Genomic DNA, 25,442 nt, shown 5'->3' with positions numbered 1-25,442 from the left:
GCAGCCAGAAGCAGCATTAGATGCTAAAGGAAGAACCGCAACCGCAGGTGGTTTTGGCATTGGGGTTAGTTACGATAAAACGTGAACCTTCCAGACCTTCAGTGTAATCCACCGAACCGCCCACCAGATATTGCAGGCTCATTGGATCAACCACCAGCGCCACACCCTGTTTTTCGATGGTCATGTCGCCGTCATTCATTTGATCGTCAAACGTGAAGCCGTATTGGAAACCGCTGCAACCGCCGCCGGTAATATAAACGCGCAGTTTCAGCTCCGGATTCTCTTCATCAGAAATCAGGTTTTTCACTTTTTTTGCTGCTGCATCAGTGAATTGCAAAGGCAGCGCTGCTAAGTCGTCACTCATCTTTTACTCCGGGTAAACGTCGAGGTCAGAAAACGACCTTAATTTCGCTATTATCTGCCAGCCGTGCAGTGCAATCAAGTCTCAAGCTTGGCAGTGTGTGCCGCCGCATGCGCATGAAAGTATATACCCTAAACTTTAGCGCAAGCCGTTCTTCCCGTAGAATGGCGCCAGATTTTTTCCCGAACAGCAGGAGCAGAACCATGAGTAAGTCAGAAAACCTGTATACCGCAGCGCAACGCCTGATTCCCGGCGGTGTGAACTCCCCGGTACGTGCTTTTACCGGTGTAGGCGGTGTGCCGCTGTTCATCGAACGCGCTGACGGTGCGTATCTTTACGACGCCGACGGCAAAGGTTATATCGATTATGTCGGTTCGTGGGGCCCGATGGTGCTCGGTCATAACAATGCCACTATCCGTAATGCGGTGATTGAAGCCGCCGCACGCGGTCTGAGCTTCGGCGCTCCCACCGAGATGGAAGTGAAAATGGCCGAGCTGGTGTGCGAGCTGGTGCCAAGCATGGACATGGTGCGCATGGTGAACTCCGGCACCGAAGCCACCATGAGCGCCATTCGCCTGGCGCGCGGCTTCACCCATCGCGACAAAATCATCAAGTTCGAAGGCTGTTACCATGGTCACGCCGACTGCCTGCTGGTGAAAGCCGGTTCCGGCGCGCTGACGCTCGGCCAGCCAAACTCGCCGGGCGTACCGGCCGATTTCGCCAAACACACGCTGACCTGCACCTACAACGATTTGAGCACGGTGCGTGCTGCTTTCGAGCAATATCCAGAGGATATTGCCTGCATCATCGTTGAGCCGGTAGCGGGCAACATGAACTGTATTCCACCGCAGCCGGACTTCCTGCCAGGCCTGCGCGCGCTGTGTGACGAATTTGGCGCGCTGCTGATCATCGACGAAGTGATGACCGGTTTCCGCGTGGCGCTGGGCGGTGCTCAAGCCTATTACGACGTAACGCCAGACCTGACCTGCCTCGGTAAAATCATCGGCGGCGGCATGCCTGTTGGCGCCTTTGGCGGTCGTCGTGATGTGATGGATGCGCTGGCACCGACCGGCCCGGTTTATCAGGCAGGTACGCTGTCCGGTAACCCGATTGCCATGGCCGCCGGCTTTGCTTGTCTGTCGCAGATTGCGCAGCCGGGTACGCACAGCACCTTGACCGACTTAACCACGCAGTTGGCAAAAGGTTTGCTGGCCGCCGCAAAGGCAGAGAACATTCCGTTGGTGATTAACCACGTTGGCGGCATGTTCGGTATTTTCTTCACCGATGCTGCTGAAGTGACCTGCTATCAGGACGTGACGCAGTGTGACGTAGAGCGCTTTAAGCGCTTCTTCCACCTGATGCTGGAAGAAGGCGTTTATCTCGCGCCTTCCGCCTTCGAAGCAGGCTTTATGTCGCTGGCGCACAGTCAGGAAGATATCCAACGCACCATCGATGCTGCACGCCGCAGCTTCGCGCAGCTGTAAATGACAAGGGCGCCAACTGGCGCCCTTTTGCTATGCCCGCCGCAGTAACCAGATAAAGTACGGCGCACCGAAGAAGGTGGCCATCAGGCCAGCTGGAATCTGATCCGGAAACGCCAGCATTCTGCCGCACCAGTCAGCGAAGATCATCAATCCCCCACCCAATAAGCCGGCCATCAACACTTGCGGCAATGCACGGCGGAAACCGAGCATGCGCACAATATGCGGCGCCATTAGCCCGACAAAACTCAGCGGCCCGATGGTTAAGGTTGCCGTGGCGGTCAGCGCTGCCGCCAGCAGCAGCAAACTGAGGCGTGAGGTGGTGAGCGCCATGCCCGCCGAACGCGCGGTAGCGCTGCCAAGCGGCAGTAGCGTTAACCAGCGGCTCGCCAGCGGCGCCAGGGCAATCAGCACCACGCCAACCACTGCGCTTTGAACGGCCTGCTGCATGTTGATGTTGTAGGTCGAACCAGAAATCCAGCTCAGTAAGCCGCCCATACGCGGATCGCCGCTCGCCAACAGCACCATCAATAACGTCACGAATGCGCTATTGAGCGCCATTCCCGCCAGCAACATACGCTCTGGCGAGAAACCGCCGCGACTCGCCACCAGCATGATGACCAGCAGCGTGAGTGCTGCGCCAAGTGCGCCAGCCGGTAGCAGCCACGCTACCGCATCGCCCGGCACGAAGAACATCATCACCACCACACCACACGCCGCACCCGAGCTAATGCCCAGCACTTCCGGACTCGCCATCGGATTGCCGGTGAGGCGCTGAATCAGCGCTCCCGCCACGCCGAGCATCATGCCGACGACCAGCGCCGCCAGCACGCGCGGCGCGCGCCACGGCAGCAGCTGCTGTAGCATGTCGCCGCCCACCCACGCAAAGCCGTGTGCATCGCGCCCAAAGGTGATGCCAATCCAACTGAACAAGCCAAGAATTACTAATCCGATCAGGCACCAGCGCAACACGTTCTGCCGCTCTGCCGGCACCTTATCGCCCTGATTGAGCGCCGGCGGGACTGAGCCCGTCCGCAAGCGCGGCAAAAGCCACAGCAGAATCGGCACACCGATCAATGCGGTCGCGGTCCCGGTGGACACTTCGCGCCAGTGGCCGGTGAGCCACAGCACGCATTGATCCGCCAGCCACAGCAGCAGCGCACCAATCAGCGGAGCAAGTAACATGCGGCTGATCAGCCGACGTCCACCGAGCAGCTTCGCCAGCAGCGGCGCAAACAGGCCGATAAAGCCGATGATGCCCGCGACATTGACCAGCTGCGCGCTGAGCAGAATGGCCAGCGCCAGCGCGGCAATCCGCGCCGCCGACAGCGCCAGGCCGAGATTTTTCGCTACGCCATCATCCAGCCCCATCAGCGTCAGCGGACGCAACAGCGCCAGCGCCACCACAAATGCCAGCAGCAGGCGCGGCCACAGCTGCGCCACGTTGTGGCCATCCAGCTGGTTAAGCGCACCGGTGCTCCACAGGAACATGTTCTGCAGCTGATCGTGATTAAAGATGGCGAAAATCTGGTTAACCGAGCCGGCATACAGGCTCAGCACCAGACCAGCAAGAATCAACGTCACTGGCGAGAGACGTTTCCCCCAGGCGACCCCAAACACCAGCACGCCGACAATCACCGCGCCGCCCATCGCGGCAAACTGCTGCGTTAGCTCGCCACCCGGCAGTTGCCACAGCGTGGCCACGGTAATACCGAGTTGCGCCCCCGAAGAAACACCAAGCGTGGTGGGCTCGGCCAGCGGATTGCGCAGCACCTGTTGAAACAGCAACCCAGCTAAGCCGAGGCCTGCGCCGACCAGCAGCGCCAGCGCCAGGCGTGACAGCAAACTATGATGAAACACCACCTGCTGGATATTGTTGATATCCGGCGCAAACAACGCCTGCGACCACTGATCGATCGGCAACGCGTTACGCAGATTGATAAAGGTTAACGCCAGCGCCAGCAGGAACACGGCACTCAGCAGCGCGACGGGAAAAAGACGATTGCGCATCAGTGCGACTCCAGCGCGTGTTCCAGCACGCGCACAAATTTCAGTGCCGAGTAGGTCGCGCCGTAATACCACACCGCCGGCACGCGCTGGAAACGCTGGGCGCGCACGAACGGCAGCGCCTGCCACAGTGCGGTTTTCATCACTTGCTGCATGTCGCGATCGTTATCGTGATCGAAGCAGATCACCTGCACATCACCGACCTCCGCCAGCCGCTCCAGCCCGACGACCGCACTGCCCCAGAAGTTAGTTTCGCCCTGCCACGCATTGCGCAACCCAAGAATCTCCATCACTTCAAGGAACAGGCTGTTTTTACCGAAGGTGATGGCATGGCGGCTATCCATCAGCGACATCAGCAATAGCGGACGATCGGCCCAGGGTTGAAGCCGTTCACGTGCCGCCGCCAGCTGCTCGTCAACATCCTGCAGATGCTGCACGGCCTGCGCTTCACGTCCAATACGCGCGCCGAGCGCCTGCAGCGAATGGCGTGCGGTGCTAAGCGGTTTGCCGTCACCGCTGTTGAGATCAAATCCCATGGTCGGTGCAATGCGCTGCAACTTATCCAGCGCCGGACCGTAACCATTGGAGTGCAGAATCAGCGCAGGTTCGAGCTGCGTCATCAGCTCCAGATTGGGTTCGGTGCGCAGACCGAGATCGATAACGCTGGACGGCAGCAGCGGGTCGCCCACCCAAATGTTGTAGTTGTGCATATCGGCTACGCCAAGCGGCGTCACGCCGAGCGCCATCAGCAGCTCGACCGGCAACCACTCCAGCGCCAGAATGCGCTGCGCATCGGGTAGTGCGGCACGCAGTGGCAATGCCGACATCAGAGGAGAGAGCGCCAGCGCCGTCAACAGGCGGCGGCGGGAAATATCTAACATGGCGCGGCCTTAGTAAACGAAACTGACGGGAGCGCCGCCGAGCGGATGCGGCAAAATTCCCATTGGGATACCGTAAATATTACCCAGCACATCAGCCTGCATGATCACCTCGGGACCACCTTCGGCAATCACTTCGCCACCGCGCAGCGCCACCAGCCGATCGCAATAGCGCGCCGCCATGTTGAGATCGTGCAACACCGCAATCACCGTTAATCCGCGTTCGCGACTAAGACGCTGAATCAGCGCCAGCACATCAACCTGATGGGCGATATCCAGCGCTGAAGTCGGTTCATCCAGCAGCAGGCAGCGGCTGTTCTGCGCCACCAGCATCGCTAGCCAGGCACGCTGGCGCTCACCGCCGGAAAGGCTATCCACCAGTCGACCGGCAAACGGTTTCAATCCCACCAGCGTAATCGCCTCTTCGACACGGTCGCGATCTTCCTGCCCATAACGGCCCAGCGCGCCGTGCCACGGATAACGACCAATCGCCACCAGTTCACGCACCGTCATCCCTTCCGCCGCGGGCAATTGCTGTGGCAAATACGCCACCTGACGCGCAAAATCTTTGCTGCCCCAGTTATCTACCGCATCCTCATTCAGCAATACGCGCCCTTCACTCGCCGCATGGTGACGACCGAGCATCTTCAGCAGCGTTGATTTACCAGAGCCGTTATGTCCGATCAGCGCCGTGACTTTGCCTGGCGCAAAAGTAAGAGACAGCGGATGAAGTAGCGTGCGGCCTGGCACACGAAAACTGACGTTATCCAGCCGGAAGGTGGTTTCTGCATGGTGCGGATGCTGCATGATAATCCCTGGTAAATGGGCGCTGTAAGGTCGCCTTAATGGCGACCAGAAACTCAGATGCGCATAAATGCGCACCCTGCAAACGCGTTAGAAGCGGAAAGTCGCGGTTCCGACAATCTGCCGCTCAGCGCCCCAATAGCAGGCGTATTCGCGGTAGCAGCTGGCAACGTATTCACGATCGAACAGGTTATTCACATTCACGCCGATGGTTGATCCCGGCATGCCAAAGCGTGCGAGATCGTATTTCAGCGCGGCATCAACGGTGGTGTAACCGGCAACGTCGAAGTTTTGGTTTGAATTACTGCCGTTCTGCTCTGATTCTTCATAAAGCCCTTTACTTTCTCCAACGTAACGAACCCCTGCGCCTATCGTTACGCCAGATAGCGCCGTTTCATGGAAGGTATAATCACTCCACAAAGACGCCATATGTTTTGGCACCTGAACTGGCGTTTTTCCTTTAAGTAGAGTGTCTTCTGTATACTCTGCATCAGTGTAGGAATAGGCAGCCGTTAGATTAATATTGGCACTCAAAGCTGCTTTTGCTTCAAGTTCTAAACCACGGGAACGAATTTCTCCACTTTGAACACTGAATGAGGAGTTAGCCGGATCGACAGTTAAGTTTTTATCTTTTGTTAATTGATAAACCGCGGCAGTAACGACAATCGGACGATCTTTAGGTACATATTTCACGCCCGCTTCATACTGTTTCGCACGAGAGGGATCAAAGGTTTTTCCGCTTGATGTCGTTCCCGCCGTTGGGATGAAAGATTCGCTATAACTGAAATAAGGCGCGATACCGTTATCGAAGACATAATTCAAGCCACCTCGCCAGGTAAAGGCCTGATCGTTAGACTTCTCTTCCACCCCAGTATTACGATTAAATGCTGAAGTCATGGCATAATCGTAACGCCCTCCCAAAGTCAGAACCCATTTATTCCATTCCATCTGGTCCTGCGTGTATAAACCGGTTTGTTCCTGTTTATTCAGGTATTGATAGAGGAATGGGGTTCCACCGAGGGTGTCATTACCGTATTGCGGATTCACTGCACTAATTGGCTGAGCACTATCAAAAGCTGCGTCGATATCATTACGTGTACGCTGATAATCGACACCCAACAGTAAAGTATGATCAATGCTTCCCGTTGTGAACTTTGCTTGAGCTTGGTTATCGACCGCAAACTGATTGAGCTTTTCTTTAGACACAGCTGAAAGACGATTAATTTCCAGAGTTGCGGGATTAAAAGTACGCCCATAAATACTGCGATAATCCGTTCTCAAATCCGCATAGCGCAGATTCTGTCGCACCGTCCAGGTATCGTTGAAACTGTGCTCGAAGTTGTAGCCCACCATCTTGGTGTTGCGCGAAATCTTGTTGCTGTCTTCGCCTTCATCAAAATTGGTCGGCAACTTATAGCTGCTGCCGTCCGGGCGCGTAATGCCCACCACCGTGCCCTGACGCGGCAGCCAGCCGTAATAACCGGTTTCCGGTTCGTTCTGGAAATAAGTCAGCAGATCGAAACGCGTATTTTCATCCGGACGCCAGCTGAACGATGGCGCGATGGTGTAGCGCTTCTCTTTGTTCATCTCCTGCTGCGCATCGGCGCTGCGTGCCAGGCCGGTCAGGCGATAGCTGTATACGCCATCATCATCCAGCGAGCCGCCAAAATCGAAGCCGGTGGAGAACAGATTGTCAGTGCCCATCTGGAACTGTACTTCACGCAGCGTCTCCTGGGTTGGACGCTTACTCACCAGCGACACCACGCCGCCTGGATTGCTCTTGCCGTACAGTACCGAAACCGGGCCGCGCAACAGCTCGGCGCGTTCAAGGAAGTAGGGATCGATAGCGAACTCAGAGTAGTTATCACCCTGCAGTTTCAGGCCATCAAGATATTGGTTGGTATTGGTTTCGCTGAAGCCGCGAATCGATAGCGCATCGATGACGTTGGAACTGCCGCGGTTGCCGGTTAATACACCGGGCGTGTAGTTGAACGCCCCTTTCACGCTGGTGACGTTTTTCATCGCCATCTCTTCCTGCGTGACCACAGAGATCGACTGCGGATTTTTCTCAATTGGCGTATCAGTTTTGGTACCGGTGGCGCTGCGTTTGGCGGCGATTGTTGGCGACGGCCCCCACGCTTTTTCCTGCGCCACGCCGTTGCCGCCATCGGCGCTCACGACTACGGTATCTTCGGCCAGCGCCTGTGCGCTAAGGGTGCCCAGCGTTAAAGAGATTAGCCATGCCAGCGTACGACGGGATGAGCTCGGGTGTAAGAAACAAGGATTGGTGTTTCGCGTATTCATAAGTGAGATCTCTCGAAAAAAGTCGATGCAGGCGAATACAAACGAGAATGATTATTATGACGCACGGATTTTAGGCGAAATCCCGCCACGTTCGCAACGCTTAATGGCTGATGACGGGGTGTTTGCTACCCGATCGCGCCTATTTATGATCGCGAATAATAAAATCACTCTGAAGGGCTTGGGGAATAAGAAAACGGAAAGTGCGCTGCCGCTAAAAGGAAGCTTTTTTCATACTGAAAGCGCCGATAAACAGCAATAGTTAATATAATCAATAAATTATAAACTGGTCCAATATTTGCTTAATGCAGGAATTCATCGTTAAGCAGACAAAGTTATGCTCCCAATAAACTGGAATATTGTTGATCGCGTCATTTTCATCAATTTAAAAAAGCGCAAAGACCGATTAACTCGCCTTACCAGGCAACTCAAAAAACTGGGCGTGCCAAATGAAAAAATCGTAAGACTCGACGCGATAAAGCATGAAAAGGGCTATATCGGCTGTACGCAATCGCATATCGCAGCGCTTGAGTTGGCGCGTAACAATGGCTGGGAGAGAGTACTTATTCTGGAGGATGACTTCGCCTTCAATGAAACTCAGGCAAATTTCGATAATGTCAATCGCTACTTTACCGCTCTGCCCCAAATTAATTTTCAGGTGGCTTTTTTGGCAGCGAATTATCGCCGCGTGACGCCATTGAACAGCGTGGACTATATCGTACGTGCCAACTACGCATGGTGTGCGTGCGCCTATATTGTTAACCAGCACTATTACCCTACGTTAATCGGGAATTATCATGCAGCGCTGGATGCCCAATTACAGGGCGGCGCGCAGGCACAATATGCACTGGATGTGCAGTGGAATAGTCTCATGCAGCAGGATTTGTGGCTGGGCATTTTCCCTAATAGTGGCGCACAGCGCCCCGATAAAAGCGACATAGAAAATAAAATCGTCGACTATCGGGCGTTATTCAACAAACCTTTAAGTCACATCGTTGCACCCGCTAAATTTACGCCTTCAACCACTGGGCCAATTAAGGTCGATTTTTATTTCCAGTGGCCGCCGGGCTGGACGAACTTTGAATCAGTTATCGATGCGATGCAGGCCAATCCCGCTTTTGATTGTCGCATCGTAGTGGTGCCTTACCTGAATTGGAAAGCCAGTGACGTAAACGGTGATGTTCAGCGTGGCATACTGCAAGCAAGAGGGCTCGATTACGTTGGATTTGAATCCTATCAGCTTGAAGTGCGCCAGCCTGACGTGGTGTTTCTGCAAAATCCTTACGATGAAGCGCGACCCGAAGCGTTCCGCAGTGACTATCTGCATGAGCGTGGGGTGAAAATTGCTTATATCCCTTATGCGCTCGACAGTGGTGTCAGCGAAGAGACGCAGCTCTATCAATTTAATTTACTTTGTCAGAATCTTGCGACGTGGATATTTTCCCGCTCGGAGCGACATAAGGCGGAATTCGGTATTCAGTGCAATGCGGGTAACGCTCACGTCTACGTCACCGGCCATCCCAAATTTGACCACTATCAGCGTCGCTTCCGTCTCACCAACAGCAGTTCGCCAGGTAAGATTAAAACCTTACTGTGGACGCCACATTTTGTACTCCCAGGTGAACGGAAAATGTATACCACCTTTAATCTCTACTGCGCGGCCTTTTTGCAACTGATTAAACGTGAGGATATTCATCTGATCATTCGACCGCATCCATTGTTCTGTCAGTGGATCGGGGGAGCCAGTACAACGGCGCGCCGCCTTTATCAGCAATTACGAGATGCAACCCAGCAGCGTGCCAATGTGGAGTGGGATAGCGGACATGATTATAAACTTTCTTTTGCCCGCTCGGATGCGTTGCTCGCCGATGCGGGATCATTCTTGTTCGAGTATTTGCCGTCGAAAAAGCCGATTCTCTTCCTGACACATGAAACCTGTTACGGCCTGAATCGCACCGCTGATTTTATTTATGACGCTTACGACGTCGCCTGGCAGGAAGAGGATATTTTCACCTTTGTCGACAATATTGTTGCCGGGCGCGATCCAATGAAAGCCAGCCGTGAACGCGTTTTACGTGAAGAGCTGCAAATTGAAGAGAAAACAGCAGGTGAAAAGATTTCGGATATTATTTATGCATCATTGAGATCGCAAACCGCGCAATAAAAAAAGGGCGCCGCAGCGCCCTCTGTTTTCTCAGCACACTATTTGCTGCCGAACATATCCTTGATCCAACCTGCAACGCCGTCAGAATCTTTCTGCTCATTCTGTGGCTGCTGCTGCTGTTGTTGCTGCTCTTGTTGTTGCTGCAACTGTTGCTGCTGTTGCTGAACCTGCTCTTGCTGCTGCTGGCACAGCGCATTCGGATCCAGCGACCACACCGGCAGCGAACGCCACGTGCTGCTCCCGGTACCGCAGATGAAGTTACCGGCAGAATCGACGTTCATCTGCGTGATATCTTCCGGCGGCGTCAGCACCAGCGGCATCGGCGCCTGGTTGTCAAGATAGCGGCGATAGAGTTGCATCGCCCCGCTCGCGCCATACAGCTTCGAAGTCTGGTTGTTATCACGGCCAACCCAGGTAATCGCCACTTCTTTGCCGTCAACGCCAGCAAACCAGCTATCAATCAGGTCATTGGTGGTACCGGTTTTGCCCGCCAGATGGGCTTTAGGGTAGCGCGCACCCAGCGCACGCGCGGTACCGTGATCCGCCACCTGCTGCATGCTGTAAAGCGTCAGATAAGCGGCCTGCGCCGGTTCAACGCGCTGCGCCTGCGGATAGCTCTGATACAGCACCGTGCCATCTTCAGCAATCACCGAACGCACCGCTGACAGCTGCGCACGGTTACCGCCGCTGGCAATCGACTGGAACGCCTGCGCCACTTCAATCGGCGTCAGGTTCAGGGCCCCCAGCAGCATGGAGGGCACTGGATGCAGCTGATCTTTCGGCACGCCCAGCTTGGTCCAGGTATCCACTACCGCATCCAGACCCAGCGTCATACCAAGGTTAACCGTTGGCACGTTCATCGAGTTGGTTAACGCATCAACCAGCATCACTTTACCGCTGAAGCGACGATCGTCATTCATCGGTTTCCAGATGGTGCCGTTCGGCTGCTTCAGCGCAATCGGTTCATCAGCGATCCAGCTGTTAAGGCGATAGCTGTTCGGCTGGCTGAGCGCCGTCAGGTAGGTTGCCGGTTTCGCCAGTGAGCCGATTGAACGACGCGCCTGTAGCGCACGGTTATAACCGGCAAACTGCGGATCTGCCCCGCCGACCATGGCGCGCACTTCACCGCTGAAGCGGTCAACCACCACCATCGCAGTTTCCAGATCTTTCAGGCCCCGCTGTTTTTTCAGCGTTGGAATACCTTCAACCACCGCTTTCTCGGCGGCATCCTGCGAAATCGCATCCAGCGTGGTGAAAATCTTCACGCCAGAGAGATCTTTCATTTTGTCGCCGAGCTTAGCCTGCAGCTCATTACGCACCATCTGCATAAATGCCGGCTGTGGCGTGATCACGCCGCCTTTCGGCTGCACGCCAAGCGGACGCGCCGAAAGCATGTCATACAGTTCCTGATCGATAACGTTCTGCTGCTGCAGCAGACGCAGCACCAGATTACGTCGCTCTAGCGCCAGTTTCGGGTTACGCCACGGGTTATACAGCGACGCGCCTTTCACCATGCCGACCAGCATCGCCTGCTGATCGAGGCTCAGCTCATCCACCGGACGACCAAAGTAGTACAAACTCGCCAGCGGGAAACCGCGGATCTGATCGTTACCGGTTTGGCCGAGGTACACCTCGTTGAGGTAGAGCTCAAGAATGCGATCTTTGCTGTAGCGCGCATCCATGATCACCGCCATGTAGGCTTCACGCGCTTTACGCCACAGCGAACGTTCGTTGGTGAGGAACAGGTTTTTCACCAACTGCTGCGTCAATGTACTGCCGCCCTGCACCGCTTTACCGGCGGTGATGTTGGCGAGGAACGCACGACCAATCGAGTACGGGCTAATGCCGTCGTGCTCATAGAAGTGGCGATCTTCGGTGGCGATCAGCGTACTGACCAGCAGATCCGGGAAACCGGCGCGTGGCACAAACAGGCGTTGTTCACCGTTTGGCGACTGCAACATGGTGATCAGCCGCGGATCGAGCCGGAAGAAGCCAAAATCGCGGCCGGTATCGAGGTTTTTAATCTCGCTCAGCTCATTGTTGCTAAACGTCAGGCGCGCGTTAATCTGACCTTCTTTACTGTCCGGGAAATCAAACGGACGGCGCAGCAGATCAATGGTGTTACCTTTAACGCTAAACTCGCCGGGACGGGTGATGCGCGACACTTCGCGATACTGCGTGCCTTCCAGCAGCGCAATCATCTCTTTTTTGTCGTACGACATGCCCGGTTCGAGGCTGACCATACGGCCATACACGGTTGCCGGCAGTTGCCACACTTTACCGTCAATGCGGCTGCGGATTTCCGAGTCGAGATAGACGCCCCAGGCGGCCATCACCACGACAAAGACCAGGAAGAGCTTAATCAACCAGCCTAACCAACGACGCTTGCCGCGTGGCGGTCGTTTTCCTTTACCTTTACCTTTTGGTGGCACCGGTCCACTCTCCTCATCTTCTTCGTCAAAATCGTCCTGATCGATATCATCATCAAGTTCCCTGCGGCGACCCCGACGCGCAGTGCTGCGCGGCGGCTTTGGCGCTTTTCCTTTGCGCCCAATAGGTTCGCGATCGTTCCCAGACATGCTTTTATTCTCCAGGCAATGCTACGGCGGCGGCCGTTACTCTATATACGTCATACTTCGATTTGCAGGTGCGTTGGCTGCTCTCGCTCACCCGAATCACTTACTTAAGTAAGCTTATCGGGATTCTCTCGTTTGCCGCCTTCCTGCATATCGAATTATTTAGTCTATAACTGCTTTCTCGTGCTGCGCATGGCAGAACCCTCTGAATTCGATCCACAGCGTTTCACGATGAAAATTTCTTGGTCCGCCTTGTGGGTAAGGCGTTGGCCGGATCGTCCGGCCACGGATGCTTTGGATAGCGCCCTTTCATCTCTTTCTGCACCTCAGGATAGGCACCGCGCCAGAACGCCGCGAGGTCGCGCGTTATCTGCAGCGGACGGTGCGCAGGCGAAAGCAGTTCCAATACCAGCGGTACGCGGCCCTCTGCCACCGCCGGATTTTGTGCTTCGCCAAACATCTCCTGAATCCGCACCGCCAGCGCGGGAGGCTTCTCGGCATCGTAGCGAATGGGCAGGCGGCTTCCGGTCGGCACAGTGTAATGAGTTGGCAGCACACTATCCAGCCGCTGACGTTGTGACCATGTCAGCAAATGTAATAATGCGCTGACAAGATTGATGCTCTGCAATCCTTTCAGGTCGCGCACCGCGCTCATCTCTGGCAGCAGCCAGCTCTCCAGCGACTCCAGCAAGCTGTCATCATCCAGCTGAGGCCACGCCTCTTGCGGCAGCCACTGCGCCGCACACTGCACCCGCAAGCGTAGCTGTTCAGCGTCCGCTTTCCAGCCCAACACCGACAATCCTTTTTCGCGGATCCAGCGCAGCATCGCCGGATGCAAAATTTCAGCGTCCGGACGCGCCTGCGGTTGGGCTTTTAGCACCAGCGCACCGATAAGTTCGCGTTTCCAGGCGCGCAAGGTGCCTTTCTCTTCATCCCACTCCACGTCGGTGCGCTGCTCAACCAATGTCGGGCACTGCTGGCGCAGCGCATCAATCTCCACCGGCAGCGCCAGCAGCATGCGCGCGTCGGCGCTGCTGGCCCCCTGCAGCAGCGTGGGCGCAATCAGCCATTCGTAGCGGCTCAAACCGTCCTGCTCATTGAGCATCGCGCCAATACCGTTCGCCAGCTGATAACGTGCGCTGTCACCGCGTCGCTGCGCCAGACGGTCGGCAAACCCGGCGGCCAGCAGTTGCGGAAACAGATCGGGATTAATCCTGCCGCCGCTGGCGTTGAGGCGTTTTTGCCACTGACGCGCGCGGCGCTGCCAGTGCGATTGCGGATGATTGAGCGCATCACGCAAATCAACGCTGCCGCTGCGCGGCGGATCTTCCAGAATCGCCACCAGCAGCGCGGCGCTGGCGATGGCATCATTGTTTTGCCCGGCGGCGACCAGAATGGCGCTGAGACGCGGATCGCTGCCCAATGCAGCCATTTTGCGGCCACGCGCGTTGAGCTGGTGATTCTCCAGCGCGCCCAGCTGTGTTAAGCGCGCGCATGCTGCGCGCAAATTACGCGGCGGCGGTGCGTCGAGCCAGCTCAGCTGCGCCGCCTCCCGGCAACCCCACTGCAGTAAGTCGATCTGCAGCGAAGTCAGATCGCTGTTGAGGATCTCAGGTTCGCTTTGCGCCGCAGCCCGCAGCGCCTGCTCCTGCGGCAGCAGATGCAGACAGATGCCGGGCTCAAGACGTCCGGCTCGCCCGGCTCGTTGCGTCATTGAGGCCTGGCTAATGCGCTGCGTTTGCAGCCGCGTTACGCCACTGCGTACATCAAACTGCGCCGAGCGTTCCAGCGCGCTGTCGACCACCAGACGAATGCCTTCGATGGTCAAACTGGTTTCCGCGATATTGGTCGCCAGCACCACTTTGCGACGACCTGCCGGAGAGGGCAGAATCGCGCGGCGTTGCGCATCCAGCGAAAGCGCACCATATAAAGGAGAGAGATCAACCTCTTCGCCGACCCGCGCCTCCAGCTCGCGCTTCACGCGCTCAATTTCTGCCACGCCAGGTAAGAACAGCAGCAGCGAACCCGGCTCTTCGCGCAGCAGCTGCGCGACTTCGCGCGCCACCGCTTCTTCAAAGCGTTGCTGACTATTGAGTGAGGCATAGCGCCGCGTAACCGGGAAGCTGCGGCCTTCAGACACCACAAAGGGCGCGTCCGGCAGCAGCTGACGCAAACGCTGATTGTCGAGTGTCGCCGACATCAGCAGGATTTTCAGATCGTCGCGCAGTCCTTGCTGCACATCGAGCAGCAGCGCCAGCGCAAGATCGGCCTGCAAGCTGCGTTCGTGGAATTCATCCAGAATCACCAGCGAGACACCCTCCAGCATCGGATCGCGCTGCAGCATGCGCGTCAGGATGCCCTCAGTCACCACTTCCAGACGCGTGTTAGCACCGCAGCAGTTCTCCCCGCGCATGCGATAACCCACCGTTGCGCCTGGCTGTTCGCCGAGCAGCTCCGCCAGCCGTTGCGCCACGTTACGTGCAGCCAGGCGGCGCGGCTCCAGCATGATGATGCGGCCGGGCAGTTTGGCATGTTGCAGCAGCTGTAGCGGCAGCCAGGTGGATTTACCTGCGCCGGTCGGCGCCGCCAGCAACACCTGCGTCGACTGCGCCAGCGCGGCCAGCAGTTCAGGCAGCACCTCGCTTACCGGTAACTCACTCAAACTCAACTCCCAAAATGCCTGTGCTAAGATGGCGCGCATTGTAGCACTCTCAAGCGCGGTTTACCGGAGGCCAACCTGGCAACGCAACGTCTGTTTTTTGCTCTTGAACTGCCCGCTCCGCTCCAGCAACAGCTGGTGCAGTGGCGCGCAGATAACTTTGCGGCTGAGGCGGGTAAACCGGTCGAGGCGGCCAATTTGCACCTGACGCTGGCCTTTCTCGGCGAGGTAGGCGATGAGACATCACGTAAGCTGCAGCTGTTAGCCTCGCGCATTGTGCAGCCTGGCTTTGCGCTGGATTTGGATGATGCCGGACACTGGCCGCGCCCCGGCGTGGTGTGGCTGGGTTGCCAGCGTGCGCCGCGCGGCCTGCTGCAGCTCGCCAGCCTGTTGCGTGCGCAAGCCGCACGGCACGGTTGTGCGCAAAGTGCGCAGCCATTCCATCCGCATGTCACGCTGTTGCGCCATGCGGCGTCACAGGTCGCGCTACCCGCGCGCGGCTTTCACTGGCGCACTGATATCCATCATTTTGCACTGTTCGCCTCCAACGTGACGCGCGGCCGCACGCGTTATCAGGCGCTGGCCCGCTGGCCGCTACTATCATCAGGAGAGTAAATGCAGTTCGATCCCCCGCTCAAACCCGCCCGCTTGATCGCCCGTTACAAACGTTTTTTAGCCGATGTGATCACGCCGGAAGGCGAAACGCTAACTATTCACTGCGCCAACACCGGCGCGATGACCGGTTGTGCCACGCCGGGTGACACGGTGTGGTACTCAACCTCCGAGAGCGTTACGCGAAAATATTCGCACAGTTGGGAGCTCACCGAGACCCAACAAGGCCACTGGATCTGCGTCAATACGCTGCGCGCCAACCAGTTGGTACGTGAGGCGCTAAGCCACAATGCAATTCCGGAATTATCCGCTTACAGCCACTGCCAGCCTGAAGTGAAATACGGCACGGAAAAAAGCCGAATTGACTTTCTGCTGCAAGCGGAGGGTCGATCGAACTGCTATATTGAAGTCAAGTCCGTCACCCTTTTACATCTAGGTAAAGGCTATTTTCCGGATGCCGTGACGACTCGAGGTCAGAAACATCTGCGCGAACTCAGCACTATCGTGGCAGAGGGTCATCGAGCCGTTTTGTTGTTCGCGGTTTTGCATACGGGGATTGAGGACGTTTCCCCGGCACGCCATATCGACGTGCAATACGCAGAACTACTGGAACAGGCGCAGCGTTGTGGTGTAGAGGTGTTAGCGTATCAAGCTCAGATATCACCGTTAAAGATGTTACTAACGCGTCCGATTAACGTAGCGTTGTAATATTTATAGCAATTTGGTGTGCCAGAATTGTTCTCGGCGAGGCGCTGAATACGCGATTCTTCAGAGGCTTGTCAAGCAGTGGTCAGGAATAATTGCCAACCTTGATTGCTTCTGCTATTTATAGCGGCCTGTTTTTTTCCCTTTATGGGAATCGATAAGCCCTAAATATTTCGGGTTGCAGGAAGATGGCAACAGAATGAATCTCCGGTGCTTACCCACGTAAGTTACGAAGATGAATGATCGCAGCCAGTGCACAAGCAACTTGAAGCATCTAGGGAAGTGCGTGTTATCCAGGAGAAACAACATGCAAGAAGGGCAAAACCGTAAAACATCGTCCCTGAGTATCCTCGCCATTGCTGGAGTGGAGCCGTATCAGGTGAAACCGGGCGAAGAGTATATGAACGACGCCCAGCTAGGTCACTTCCGTAAGATTCTGGAAGCCTGGCGCAACCAACTTCGGGATGAAGTAGATCGCACTGTGTCGCACATGCAGGACGAAGCTGCCAACTTCCCGGATCCGGTCGACCGTGCCGCACAGGAAGAAGAGTTCAGCCTGGAATTACGTAACCGCGATCGTGAGCGTAAACTCATTAAAAAGATTGAGAAAACGCTTAAGAAAGTGGATGACGACGATTTCGGCTACTGTGATTCCTGCGGTGTAGAAATTGGTATTCGCCGCCTCGAAGCGCGTCCGACTGCTGACCTCTGCATCGACTGCAAAACGCTGGCAGAAATCCGCGAGAAGCAGATGGCTGGCTAATGGCCGTGAGCAAACTGTTACCGCACAGCCGGGAAAATCCCTGTTTTCCCGACGTGCGGTACACTTCCAAATGACCGCTTTAACTCCTCCCTGCATTGGGCGTTTCGCTCCCTCTCCTTCGGGTGACCTGCATTTTGGTTCGCTGATTGCTGCGTTAGGCAGTTACCTGAGTGCGCGTGCGCAACAGGGAAGCTGGCTGGTGCGCATCGAAGATATCGATCCGCCACGTGAAGTTCCCGGTGCGGCAACGCGTATTTTGCAGCAGCTGGAACATTACGGTTTGCAGTGGGATGGCGAAGTGCTGTGGCAGTCACAGCGTCATGATGCCTATCGTGCCGCGCTGAGCTGGCTGCAAAGCCATCGTCAAAGTTACTTCTGCCGCTGTACCCGGCGTCGTATTCAGCAGTCAGGCGGATTTTATGACGGCCACTGCCGCGATTTGCAGCTGCCACCCGATAATGCCGCATTACGCCTGCGTCAACATGCACCCGTTTTCGGTTTTGACGATCGTTTGCGCGGCCATTTACAGGCGGAAGCGCAGCTGGCACAGGAAGATTTTATTATCCATCGCCGTGATGGGCTATTTGCCTATAACCTGGCGGTGGTGGTCGATGACCATTTTCAAGGCGTAACGGAAATTGTGCGCGGCGCAGATTTAATTGAGCCGACGGTGCGCCAGATAGCGCTTTATCAGCAGTTCGCCTGGCCGGTGCCGGATTACCTGCATTTACCGCTCGCGGTCAATCAGGATGGCAATAAACTTTCAAAGCAAAATCATGCGCCCGCGCTGCCAACCGGCGATGCGCGACCGCTGCTGGTGCAGGCGCTGCGCTTTCTCGGTCAACCGGTTTCGCCAGGATGGCAGGATGAATCGCTGGAAAACCTGCTGAAACAGGCCGTCGCGCAGTGGAATATCCGCCTGATTCCGTTGCAGAACGGTCTCAAGCCCGATGAAACGACATCGCCATTCCTAAATGGTTCTCAACAGGCTATGATTAGCCGCTGATTTTATTAACACCCTTTTATCACTGTCGAGGTGTCCCATTTTTACCCGAGTCGCTAATTTTTGCCGGAGAGTCCTCAAGCGTGATGAGGAGGCGCCTGAAGAGGTGGAAGCTGAGAAGAGTCTGATGACCGTCATTCCACGCGAAAGCCACAACATCTCACGCAAAGATATCAGCGAAAACGCCCTTAAAGTGCTCTATCGCCTGAACAAAGCCGGATACGAAGCTTACCTGGTTGGCGGCGGCGTGCGTGATTTGCTGCTCGGCAGCAAGCCAAAAGACTTTGATATCACCACCAACGCCACGCCTGAGCAGATGCGCAAGCTGTTCCGCAACTGCCGCCTGGTGGGTCGTCGTTTCCGTCTGGCGCATGTGATGTTCGGTCCGGAAGTGATCGAAGTTGCCACCTTCCGCGGCCATCATCAGGAAGAGAGCGAAGAAGATCGCAATAGCTCGCAGCGCGGCCAGAACGGCATGCTGCTGCGCGACAACATCTTCGGCAGCATTGAAGATGATGCCCAGCGCCGCGATCTGACCATCAACAGCCTCTATTACAGCGTGGCCGATTTCACCGTCCGCGATTACGTCGGCGGCCTGCACGATCTGCAGGAAGGCATCATTCGCCTGATTGGCGATCCGGAAACACGCTATCGCGAAGATCCGGTGCGCATGCTGCGTGTGGTACGTTTTGCCGCCAAGCTGCAGATGCGTATTGCTGCAGAAACCGCCGAGCCGATCCCGCGCCTGGCGACGCTGCTGAATGACATTCCTCCGGCGCGTATGTTTGAAGAGTCACTCAAGCTGCTGCAGGCCGGTTACGGCTACCGCACCTATCAGATGATGCGTGAATATCAGCTGTTCCAGCCGCTGTTCCCGACGCTGACGCGGGGTTTCACCGCCGAAAGCGACAGCCTGATGGAGCGCATGCTGGCGCAGGTGCTGAAAAATACTGATACGCGTATTCAAAATGATATGCGCGTTAACCCGGCCTTCCTGTTTGCTGCCATGTTCTGGTATCCGCAGCTGGAATCCGCCGAGCGTATTGCGCAGGAAAGCGGCCTGACCTATTACGATGCCTTTGCCCTGTCGATGAACGAAATTCTGGATGAAGCCTGCCGCGCGCTAGCGATTCCGAAACGTATCACCACTTTGATTCGCGATATCTGGCAGCTGCAGTTGCGCATGTCGCGTCGTCACGGCAAACGTGCGTGGAAGCTGATGGAGCATCCTAAGTTCCGCGCCGCTTACGACCTGATGGCGCTGCGTGCCGACGTGGAAAACAATCCTGAGCTGCAAAAGCTGACGCATTGGTGGGGCGAGTTCCAGGCGGCCGCGCCGGTCCAGCAGAAAACCATGATGACCACGCTGGGCGACGATCCGGCACCGCGCCGTAAACCGCGCCGTCCACGCCGCCGTCCAACCGGGCCACGTCGCGATACCAATAGCGCGCAATGACCCGCGTTTACCTCGCTTTAGGCAGTAATCTGGCCGATCCGCTGCATCAGGTTGATGCAGCGCTGGCCGCACTGGATGCCATTCCGTACACCTCGCGCCTCAAAACCTCTTCGTTATATCGCACGCCGCCGTACGGCCCTCCGGATCAGCCCGATTACCTTAATGCGGTGGTGGAACTGGAAACCGCGCTGGCTGCCGAAGCGCTGCTCGATCACACGCAACGTATCGAGCTGGATCACGGTCGCGTGCGTAAAGCTGAACGTTGGGGACCGCGTACGCTGGATCTCGACATCATGCTGTTTGGCAACGCTACGATTAACACCCCGCGTCTCACCGTGCCGCATTACGACATGCACAATCGCGCTTTTATGCTGGTGCCGTTGCTGGAGATTGCGCCGCAGCTGGCGCTGCCAAACGGGCAAGCATTGGCTGAGATTCTTGCCAGGCTGGATCGCAGCGCTATCCGTTTGTGGTCTGAGTAACCCGTAGTACACTGCGCGCATCAGAAAACTCTGGAGTGTGCGATGAAACCGACAACTATCTCCCATCTACGCCAACTCAAAACCAGCGGCCGCAAATTTGCCACGCTGACGGCGTACGATTTTAGTTTTGCCCGTCTCTTTGCCAATGAAGGCATTCAGGTGATGCTGATTGGTGATTCGCTCGGCATGACCGTGCAAGGCCATGAATCGACGTTACCGGTTACCGTCGCGGATATCGCTTATCATACCGCCGCCGTGCGCCGTGGCGCGCCGCAGGCACTGTTAATGGCTGACCTGCCGTTTATGAGTTATGCCACGCCGGAACACACCTTCACTAATGCCGCGCAGCTGATGCGCGCCGGTGCCAACATGGTGAAGCTGGAGGGCGGTGAGTGGCTGGCGGAAACCGTGCGCATGCTGACCGAGCGCGCCGTACCGGTGTGCGGCCATCTGGGACTGACACCGCAATCGGTTAATGTTTTCGGCGGCTATAAAGTACAGGGCCGCGATGAAGCTGCCGCCGAACGTCTGCTGGCTGATGCACTAGCGCTGGAAGCCGCGGGCATGCAGCTGCTGGTGCTGGAGTGCGTCCCGGTGGCATTAGCCGAGCGCGTCACCAAAGCGCTGTCGGTGCCGGTGATTGGTATCGGCGCTGGCAACGTCACCGACGGTCAGATTCTGGTGATGCATGACGCCTTTGGCATTACCGGCGGCCACATTCCCAAATTTGCCAAAAATTTCCTCGCCGAAACTGGCGACATTCGTGCGGCAATTCGCCAATATATCGCCGACGTTGAAGCGGGCATCTATCCAGCCGCTGAACACAGTTTCCAGTAAATCAGGAGATTTGCAGTGCTGATCATCGAAACACTGCCGATGCTGCGTCGTGAAATTCGTCGCTGGCGTCAGGCAGGCAAACGTATCGCGCTCGTCCCGACCATGGGCAACCTGCATGACGGTCATCTGACGTTGGTCGATGAAGCGCGTGAACGGGCCGATATTGTGGTGGTATCCATTTTCGTTAACCCGATGCAGTTTGAGCGTCCCGACGACCTGGCGCGCTATCCACGCACGCTGCAGGACGATTGCGAGAAGCTCAATCGTCACAGCGTCGATGTGGTATTTGCGCCGGCGCCAGCGGAGGTTTACCCGCAAGGTCTCGATAGCCAGACGTTTGTCGAAGTACCGGGACTCTCATCGCTGCTGGAAGGCGCCAGCCGTCCGGGCCATTTCCGCGGCGTCTCCACCGTCGTCAGCAAATTGTTCAATCTGGTGCAGCCCGACATCGCCTGCTTCGGCGAGAAAGATTTTCAACAGCTGGCGATTATCCGCAAGATGGTGGCGGATATGGGCTTTGATATTGAGATCGTGGGTGTGCCAACGGTGCGCGCCCAAGATGGTCTGGCGCTGAGTTCGCGCAATGGTTATCTCACCGCCGACGAACGTAAAATCGCCGCCGGTCTCAGTAAGGTGATGAACAGCATGGCCGAGCGTCTGAGCAATGGCGAGCGCCATGTCGAAGAGATTATCGAGCAAGCGGAAGCGTCGCTGCGCGATCGGGGTTTCCGTCCGGATGGATTAGCCATCTGCGATGCCGCAACCCTGCAAGCGCTAACTGTCGATAGCCAACGCGCGGTGATTTTAATGGCCGCCTGGCTGGGCAATGCGCGGCTGATCGATAATCAGCAAGTGGATCTGACGGAGTAATTTTCCGTCGTTTATTAGCAGCATAATAAGGTTATCCCGCTATGATTCGTACCGTACTTCAGGGCAAACTGCATCGCGTTAAAGTCACCCAGGCAGATTTGCATTACGAAGGTTCCTGCGCCATTGACCAGGATTTCCTCGATGCGTCCGGCATTCTGCAGTATGAAGCCATCGACATCTATAACGTCACCAACGGCCAGCGTTTTTCAACCTATGCGATTGCCGCTGAACGTGGCTCGAAGATCATTTCGGTCAACGGCGCCGCCGCACGCTGTGCCTGTGCTGGCGATATCATGATCATCTGCTCTTACGTGCAGGTGGAAGATGAAGTCGCGCGCAGCTGGCAGCCGAAAGTCGCCTATTTTGAAGGCGACAATGAAATGAAGCGCCTCGCTAAGGCGTTGCCGGTTCAGGTAGCCTGATACAGCAAGGGCGCGGTTTTTACACCGCGCCCTTCTCTTTGATTTCCCGTATTACGCACTCACCAGTGGCGACGTTCTCTTTCTTTTTAGCGTGAATAACCAGCCAAACCAGCCTCTATCGCGTAGCTGACAGAGCACAGCGGGCAGTGCGACGGCCGCCATAAATGCCAGCAGAAAACGTATATCATCCAGCCACAGCGTTGAGTGCTCAACACGCAGGAATTTACTGCAAACCTGAATCGCCAGGTAATGCGACAAATAAAACACTATCGAATGACGACCAATATAGTTTATCCAGCGAAGATGAACCCGCTCAGCAAGTAGCACAAACAGCGGAATTGAGACGAGGGCTAAAGGCAGCATTAAAGGCGAATGCTGGCCTAATCCGCCCCATAAGCTGAATGCTGAAAGCAACAGAAAACTTGCCAGCGAGATTCCCATCACCTGACGACGCTGCGCCACCAGTGCTATATCCGTGTCATTGCGCACCAGCCAGTCACCCACATAGAAAAAAGCGAACAAGGTTATCGATTTATTGATATGCAGATTATCAAAGCTGGCAAAGAGTGAATCAGCGGGGATAGCGGGAAGCCACAGGCTACCAATGATGCACAACGCTAGCACCAGCCAGCATGGCAAACGACGCGCCGGAATGATCAGCACGAAGAATAAGAACAGTGAATGCAAAAACCACGTTATATCGCTACCGCTCAGATGACCTAAAATAATTCCCAACGGCGACTGTGGATGATTGGCCATCGAGCTAAACAGGAATTTAAGTCCGCCATAAATAAGCGCCCAAATTGCGAAGGGATAAAGAATAGTGCTGACTTTATTACGTAAATAGCGGTTAACGCCTTTGCGTAAGCCACTCTCGACAAACATCCCGGCAATAAAGCACATCAACCCCATCCGCACAGGTGCTAATAGCTGATTAACCAGTTCGTTGAATGCCGTGAAATGTCCCGCCTGCTGATTCACCGCAATCATACAATGCAAAAATATCACTGCGAGGATACTCATCCCGCGTAAGTTATCGATCCATGAAACACGATTCATTGCTACTTCCCTGATGCCGCCTATGCCAGCCCAGCAAAATACGAGAAGTTCACCACCGCCCTAACAAGACCCTTCTTAAATCAGTTGGGAATTACGCATAAAAAATGCAGCCGCAGCTGCATTTTTTATTCCGAGAACAGACGAACTTAAGTTCTTAATCCCCTGCCACGCTGAATCAGCGTATACACCAGCACGTAAAACACCACGATAAAGGCAATCAGCACCGATAGCGTAAACACCAGCGGCACATCGTTGATGCCGAGGAAACCGTAACGGAAGCCGCTGATCATATACACCACCGGATTGAGCTTCGACACCGCTTGCCAGAACGGCGGCAGCAGAGTCAGCGAGTAGAACACGCCGCCAAGATAGGTTAACGGCGTCAGCACGAAGGTCGGAATCAGGCTGATATCGTCAAAGGTGCGCGCGAAGACCGCATTCAGCAGGCCCGCCAGCGAGAATAAGATCGCTGTCAGCAGCAGCGTCAGCGCCACCATCGACCATGAATGTACGTGGAACGGCACGAAGAACAGTGAAATCGCGGTAACCAAAATCCCCACGCACACACCACGCGCCACGCCACCGCCGACATAACCGGCGATGATGATGTGCGTTGGCACCGGCGCCACCAGCAGCTCTTCAATATTGCGCTGGAACTTGGCGCTGAAGAACGATGATGCCACGTTGGCGTAAGCGTTAGTGATCACCGCCATCATGATCAGGCCCGGCACGATAAACTGCATGTAGCTGAAACCGTGCATATCGCCGATGCGCGAACCAATCAGATTGCCGAAGATGATGAAATAGAGCGTCATGGTGATTACCGGCGGCACCAGCGTCTGAATCCAGATGCGGGCGAAGCGGTTAATCTCTTTGCTCCAGATACTCTTGAGCGCCACCCAATACAAGTGCGTCATGCTTTCACTCCTGTTTTTCCCTGTGTCAGGCTGACGAACAGCTCCTCAAGGCGGTTAGCTTTATTGCGCATACTCAGTACCTGCACGCCCTGCGCGCTCAGCTGACTGAACACGCTGTTCAGTCCTTGCTCGCGCATCACTTCCACTTCCAGCGTGGAGGTATCCACCAGTCGATACTGGAAGCCCTCCAGCTGCGGCAGCGGACTGCGCGGAGCGAGATCCAGAATGAAGGTTTCGGATTGCAGCTTGGAGAGCAGCCCTTTCATCGAGGTGTTTTCCACCAGCTCGCCGCTCTGAATGATGCCAATATTGCGGCACAGCATCTCCGCCTCTTCCAGATAGTGCGTGGTGAGGATGATGGTGGTGCCTTTGATATTCAGCTCTTTCAGGAAACTCCACATCGAACGGCGCAGTTCGATATCCACGCCCGCAGTGGGCTCATCGAGGATGAGCAGCTTCGGCTCATGCATCAAGGCACGCGCAATCATCAGGCGGCGCTTCATCCCGCCCGAAAGCATACGCGCACGTTCGTTGCGCTTGCCCCACAGATCAAGCTGGTTAAGGTATTTTTCTGCACGCTTGTTGGCTTCGGCACGTTCCACGCCGTAGTAACCCGCCTGATTCACCACAATCTGCATCACGGTTTCAAACGGATTGAAGTTGAACTCCTGCGGCACCAGCCCGAGCTGACGCTTGGCGTTGACCACATCTTTTTGCAGGTCATAACCAAACACGCGCACGCTGCCACCAGATTTATTCACCAGCGAGCTGATAATACCGATGGTGGTGGATTTTCCGGCACCGTTAGGCCCGAGCAAGGCGTAAAAATCCCCCGCTTCCACGTTGAGATCGAGTCCTTTCAGCGCCTGTACGCCGCCGGGATAGGTTTTGGTCAGCCCGGAAATTTCCAGTGCATATGTCATTGTGAATCCATACCTTATTGTTGTGACATCACAGCCACGTGTAATGATAGTGCGCGCGAACGAAGAGGCATGCGCTGTCGCGATAATAAAGATTGAGAAATCAAAGGAGTTTAGCAGAGAGTCAAGCCAGCCCATAAGCGGTTGGCTCACGGGCTGCGCAGT

The 25,442-nt window shown here is 55.8% G+C and carries 22 protein-coding genes; 12 read left to right on the top strand and 10 right to left on the bottom strand.

Annotated features, from left to right (window positions below; all coding sequences use genetic code 11):
• Positions 1 to 16: 16 nt before the first annotated feature.
• Entirely contained in the window at positions 17 to 364 is a 348-nt protein-coding gene (gene erpA, locus WH298_RS13490) for an iron-sulfur cluster insertion protein ErpA (RefSeq protein ID WP_007893884.1), read from the bottom strand.
• A 200-nt stretch (positions 365 to 564) separates the two neighbouring features.
• On the opposite strand from erpA, the gene hemL reads away from it, so the two are divergent.
• The gene (gene hemL, locus WH298_RS13485) at positions 565 to 1,845 is read left to right on the top strand and encodes a glutamate-1-semialdehyde 2,1-aminomutase (RefSeq protein ID WP_049851485.1); all 1,281 of its coding nucleotides are present in this window, start codon (positions 565 to 567) and stop codon (positions 1,843 to 1,845) included.
• 30 nt (positions 1,846 to 1,875) lie between these two features.
• On the opposite strand, the gene fhuB is transcribed toward hemL, so the two are convergent.
• The 4 genes from fhuB to fhuA all read right to left on the bottom strand — a co-directional run bounded on the left by fhuB (position 1,876) and on the right by fhuA (position 7,835).
• Complete coding sequence (fhuB, locus tag WH298_RS13480; RefSeq protein ID WP_180823084.1) at positions 1,876 to 3,852, bottom strand: Fe(3+)-hydroxamate ABC transporter permease FhuB; 1,977 nt, start codon at positions 3,850 to 3,852, stop codon at positions 1,876 to 1,878.
• Positions 3,852 to 4,730 (bottom strand): Fe(3+)-hydroxamate ABC transporter substrate-binding protein FhuD, encoded by an 879-nt coding sequence (gene fhuD, locus WH298_RS13475; protein ID WP_180823083.1) that lies wholly within the window; start codon positions 4,728 to 4,730, stop codon positions 3,852 to 3,854. The genes fhuB and fhuD overlap by 1 nt, the downstream gene beginning before the upstream one ends.
• Before the next feature lie 9 nt (positions 4,731 to 4,739).
• The gene (gene fhuC / locus WH298_RS13470; protein WP_007888799.1) at positions 4,740 to 5,534 is read right to left on the bottom strand and encodes a Fe3+-hydroxamate ABC transporter ATP-binding protein FhuC; all 795 of its coding nucleotides are present in this window, start codon (positions 5,532 to 5,534) and stop codon (positions 4,740 to 4,742) included.
• An 87-nt stretch (positions 5,535 to 5,621) separates the two neighbouring features.
• A complete protein-coding gene (gene fhuA, locus WH298_RS13465) occupies positions 5,622 to 7,835 on the bottom strand; it encodes a ferrichrome porin FhuA (protein ID WP_180823082.1) in 2,214 nt (737 codons plus the stop codon).
• Between the two features lie 25 nt (positions 7,836 to 7,860).
• Between fhuA and WH298_RS13460 the strand changes: the two genes are divergently transcribed.
• Together WH298_RS13460 and WH298_RS13455 are read left to right on the top strand one after the other, a co-directional pair.
• The gene (locus tag WH298_RS13460; protein WP_036620767.1) at positions 7,861 to 8,094 is read left to right on the top strand and encodes a hypothetical protein; all 234 of its coding nucleotides are present in this window, start codon (positions 7,861 to 7,863) and stop codon (positions 8,092 to 8,094) included.
• Positions 8,095 to 8,169: 75 nt separating this feature from the next.
• Positions 8,170 to 9,996: a CDP-glycerol glycerophosphotransferase family protein gene (locus WH298_RS13455; RefSeq protein ID WP_180823081.1), complete on the top strand. Its 1,827-nt coding sequence runs from the start codon at positions 8,170 to 8,172 to the stop codon at positions 9,994 to 9,996.
• 38 nt (positions 9,997 to 10,034) lie between these two features.
• Here the strand turns inward: WH298_RS13455 and mrcB are convergent, their stop codons facing one another.
• On the bottom strand, positions 10,035 to 12,575 hold the full coding sequence (mrcB, locus tag WH298_RS13450) for a bifunctional glycosyl transferase/transpeptidase (protein ID WP_180823080.1): 2,541 nt from the start codon (positions 12,573 to 12,575) through the stop codon (positions 10,035 to 10,037).
• Between the two features lie 223 nt (positions 12,576 to 12,798).
• Positions 12,799 to 15,273, bottom strand: coding sequence for an ATP-dependent helicase HrpB (gene hrpB, locus WH298_RS13445; protein WP_180823079.1), 2,475 nt, complete (start codon positions 15,271 to 15,273; stop codon positions 12,799 to 12,801).
• Positions 15,274 to 15,309: 36 nt separating this feature from the next.
• Here hrpB and thpR point away from each other — a divergent pair, with 36 nt between their 5' ends.
• The 9 genes from thpR (at position 15,310) to panD (ending at position 22,381) form a co-directional block, all read left to right on the top strand.
• A complete protein-coding gene (gene thpR / locus WH298_RS13440) occupies positions 15,310 to 15,846 on the top strand; it encodes an RNA 2',3'-cyclic phosphodiesterase (RefSeq protein WP_036620764.1) in 537 nt (178 codons plus the stop codon).
• Positions 15,847 to 16,551, top strand: coding sequence for a DNA/RNA nuclease SfsA (sfsA, locus tag WH298_RS13435; RefSeq protein ID WP_180823078.1), 705 nt, complete (start codon positions 15,847 to 15,849; stop codon positions 16,549 to 16,551).
• A gap of 304 nt (positions 16,552 to 16,855) precedes the next feature.
• The gene (gene dksA, locus WH298_RS13430) at positions 16,856 to 17,311 is read left to right on the top strand and encodes an RNA polymerase-binding protein DksA (RefSeq protein ID WP_007888770.1); all 456 of its coding nucleotides are present in this window, start codon (positions 16,856 to 16,858) and stop codon (positions 17,309 to 17,311) included.
• Positions 17,312 to 17,381: 70 nt separating this feature from the next.
• The gene (gene gluQRS / locus WH298_RS13425; protein ID WP_049851477.1) at positions 17,382 to 18,317 is read left to right on the top strand and encodes a tRNA glutamyl-Q(34) synthetase GluQRS; all 936 of its coding nucleotides are present in this window, start codon (positions 17,382 to 17,384) and stop codon (positions 18,315 to 18,317) included.
• A 37-nt stretch (positions 18,318 to 18,354) separates the two neighbouring features.
• Positions 18,355 to 19,770 (top strand): polynucleotide adenylyltransferase PcnB, encoded by a 1,416-nt coding sequence (pcnB, locus tag WH298_RS13420; RefSeq protein WP_235440736.1) that lies wholly within the window; start codon positions 18,355 to 18,357, stop codon positions 19,768 to 19,770.
• Positions 19,767 to 20,252: a 2-amino-4-hydroxy-6-hydroxymethyldihydropteridine diphosphokinase gene (gene folK, locus WH298_RS13415; protein ID WP_180823077.1), complete on the top strand. Its 486-nt coding sequence runs from the start codon at positions 19,767 to 19,769 to the stop codon at positions 20,250 to 20,252. The genes pcnB and folK overlap by 4 nt, the downstream gene beginning before the upstream one ends.
• 42 nt (positions 20,253 to 20,294) lie before the next feature.
• Entirely contained in the window at positions 20,295 to 21,089 is a 795-nt protein-coding gene (panB, locus tag WH298_RS13410; protein ID WP_007888764.1) for a 3-methyl-2-oxobutanoate hydroxymethyltransferase, read from the top strand.
• Between the two features lie 15 nt (positions 21,090 to 21,104).
• A complete protein-coding gene (panC, locus tag WH298_RS13405) occupies positions 21,105 to 21,959 on the top strand; it encodes a pantoate--beta-alanine ligase (RefSeq protein ID WP_180823076.1) in 855 nt (284 codons plus the stop codon).
• A 41-nt stretch (positions 21,960 to 22,000) separates the two neighbouring features.
• A complete protein-coding gene (gene panD, locus WH298_RS13400) occupies positions 22,001 to 22,381 on the top strand; it encodes an aspartate 1-decarboxylase (protein ID WP_007888760.1) in 381 nt (126 codons plus the stop codon).
• A 51-nt stretch (positions 22,382 to 22,432) separates the two neighbouring features.
• On the opposite strand, the gene WH298_RS13395 is transcribed toward panD, so the two are convergent.
• From WH298_RS13395 to WH298_RS13385, 3 genes are all read right to left on the bottom strand, one after another.
• Positions 22,433 to 23,440, bottom strand: a complete 1,008-nt coding sequence (locus tag WH298_RS13395) for an acyltransferase family protein (RefSeq protein WP_180823075.1) — start codon at positions 23,438 to 23,440, stop codon at positions 22,433 to 22,435.
• Between the two features lie 146 nt (positions 23,441 to 23,586).
• The gene (locus WH298_RS13390; protein ID WP_007888752.1) at positions 23,587 to 24,357 is read right to left on the bottom strand and encodes an ABC transporter permease; all 771 of its coding nucleotides are present in this window, start codon (positions 24,355 to 24,357) and stop codon (positions 23,587 to 23,589) included.
• Positions 24,354 to 25,280, bottom strand: a complete 927-nt coding sequence (locus tag WH298_RS13385; RefSeq protein WP_049851473.1) for an ABC transporter ATP-binding protein — start codon at positions 25,278 to 25,280, stop codon at positions 24,354 to 24,356. Before WH298_RS13385 ends, WH298_RS13390 begins: the two co-directional genes overlap by 4 nt.
• Between the last annotated feature and the right edge of the window lie 162 nt (positions 25,281 to 25,442).

The sequence above is a fragment of the Pantoea nemavictus genome (assembly GCF_037479095.1).
Lineage (GTDB): Bacteria > Pseudomonadota > Gammaproteobacteria > Enterobacterales > Enterobacteriaceae > Pantoea > Pantoea nemavictus.
Note: the sequence above shows the minus strand (reverse complement) of the source record. Positions and strands in the feature narration are given on the sequence as shown.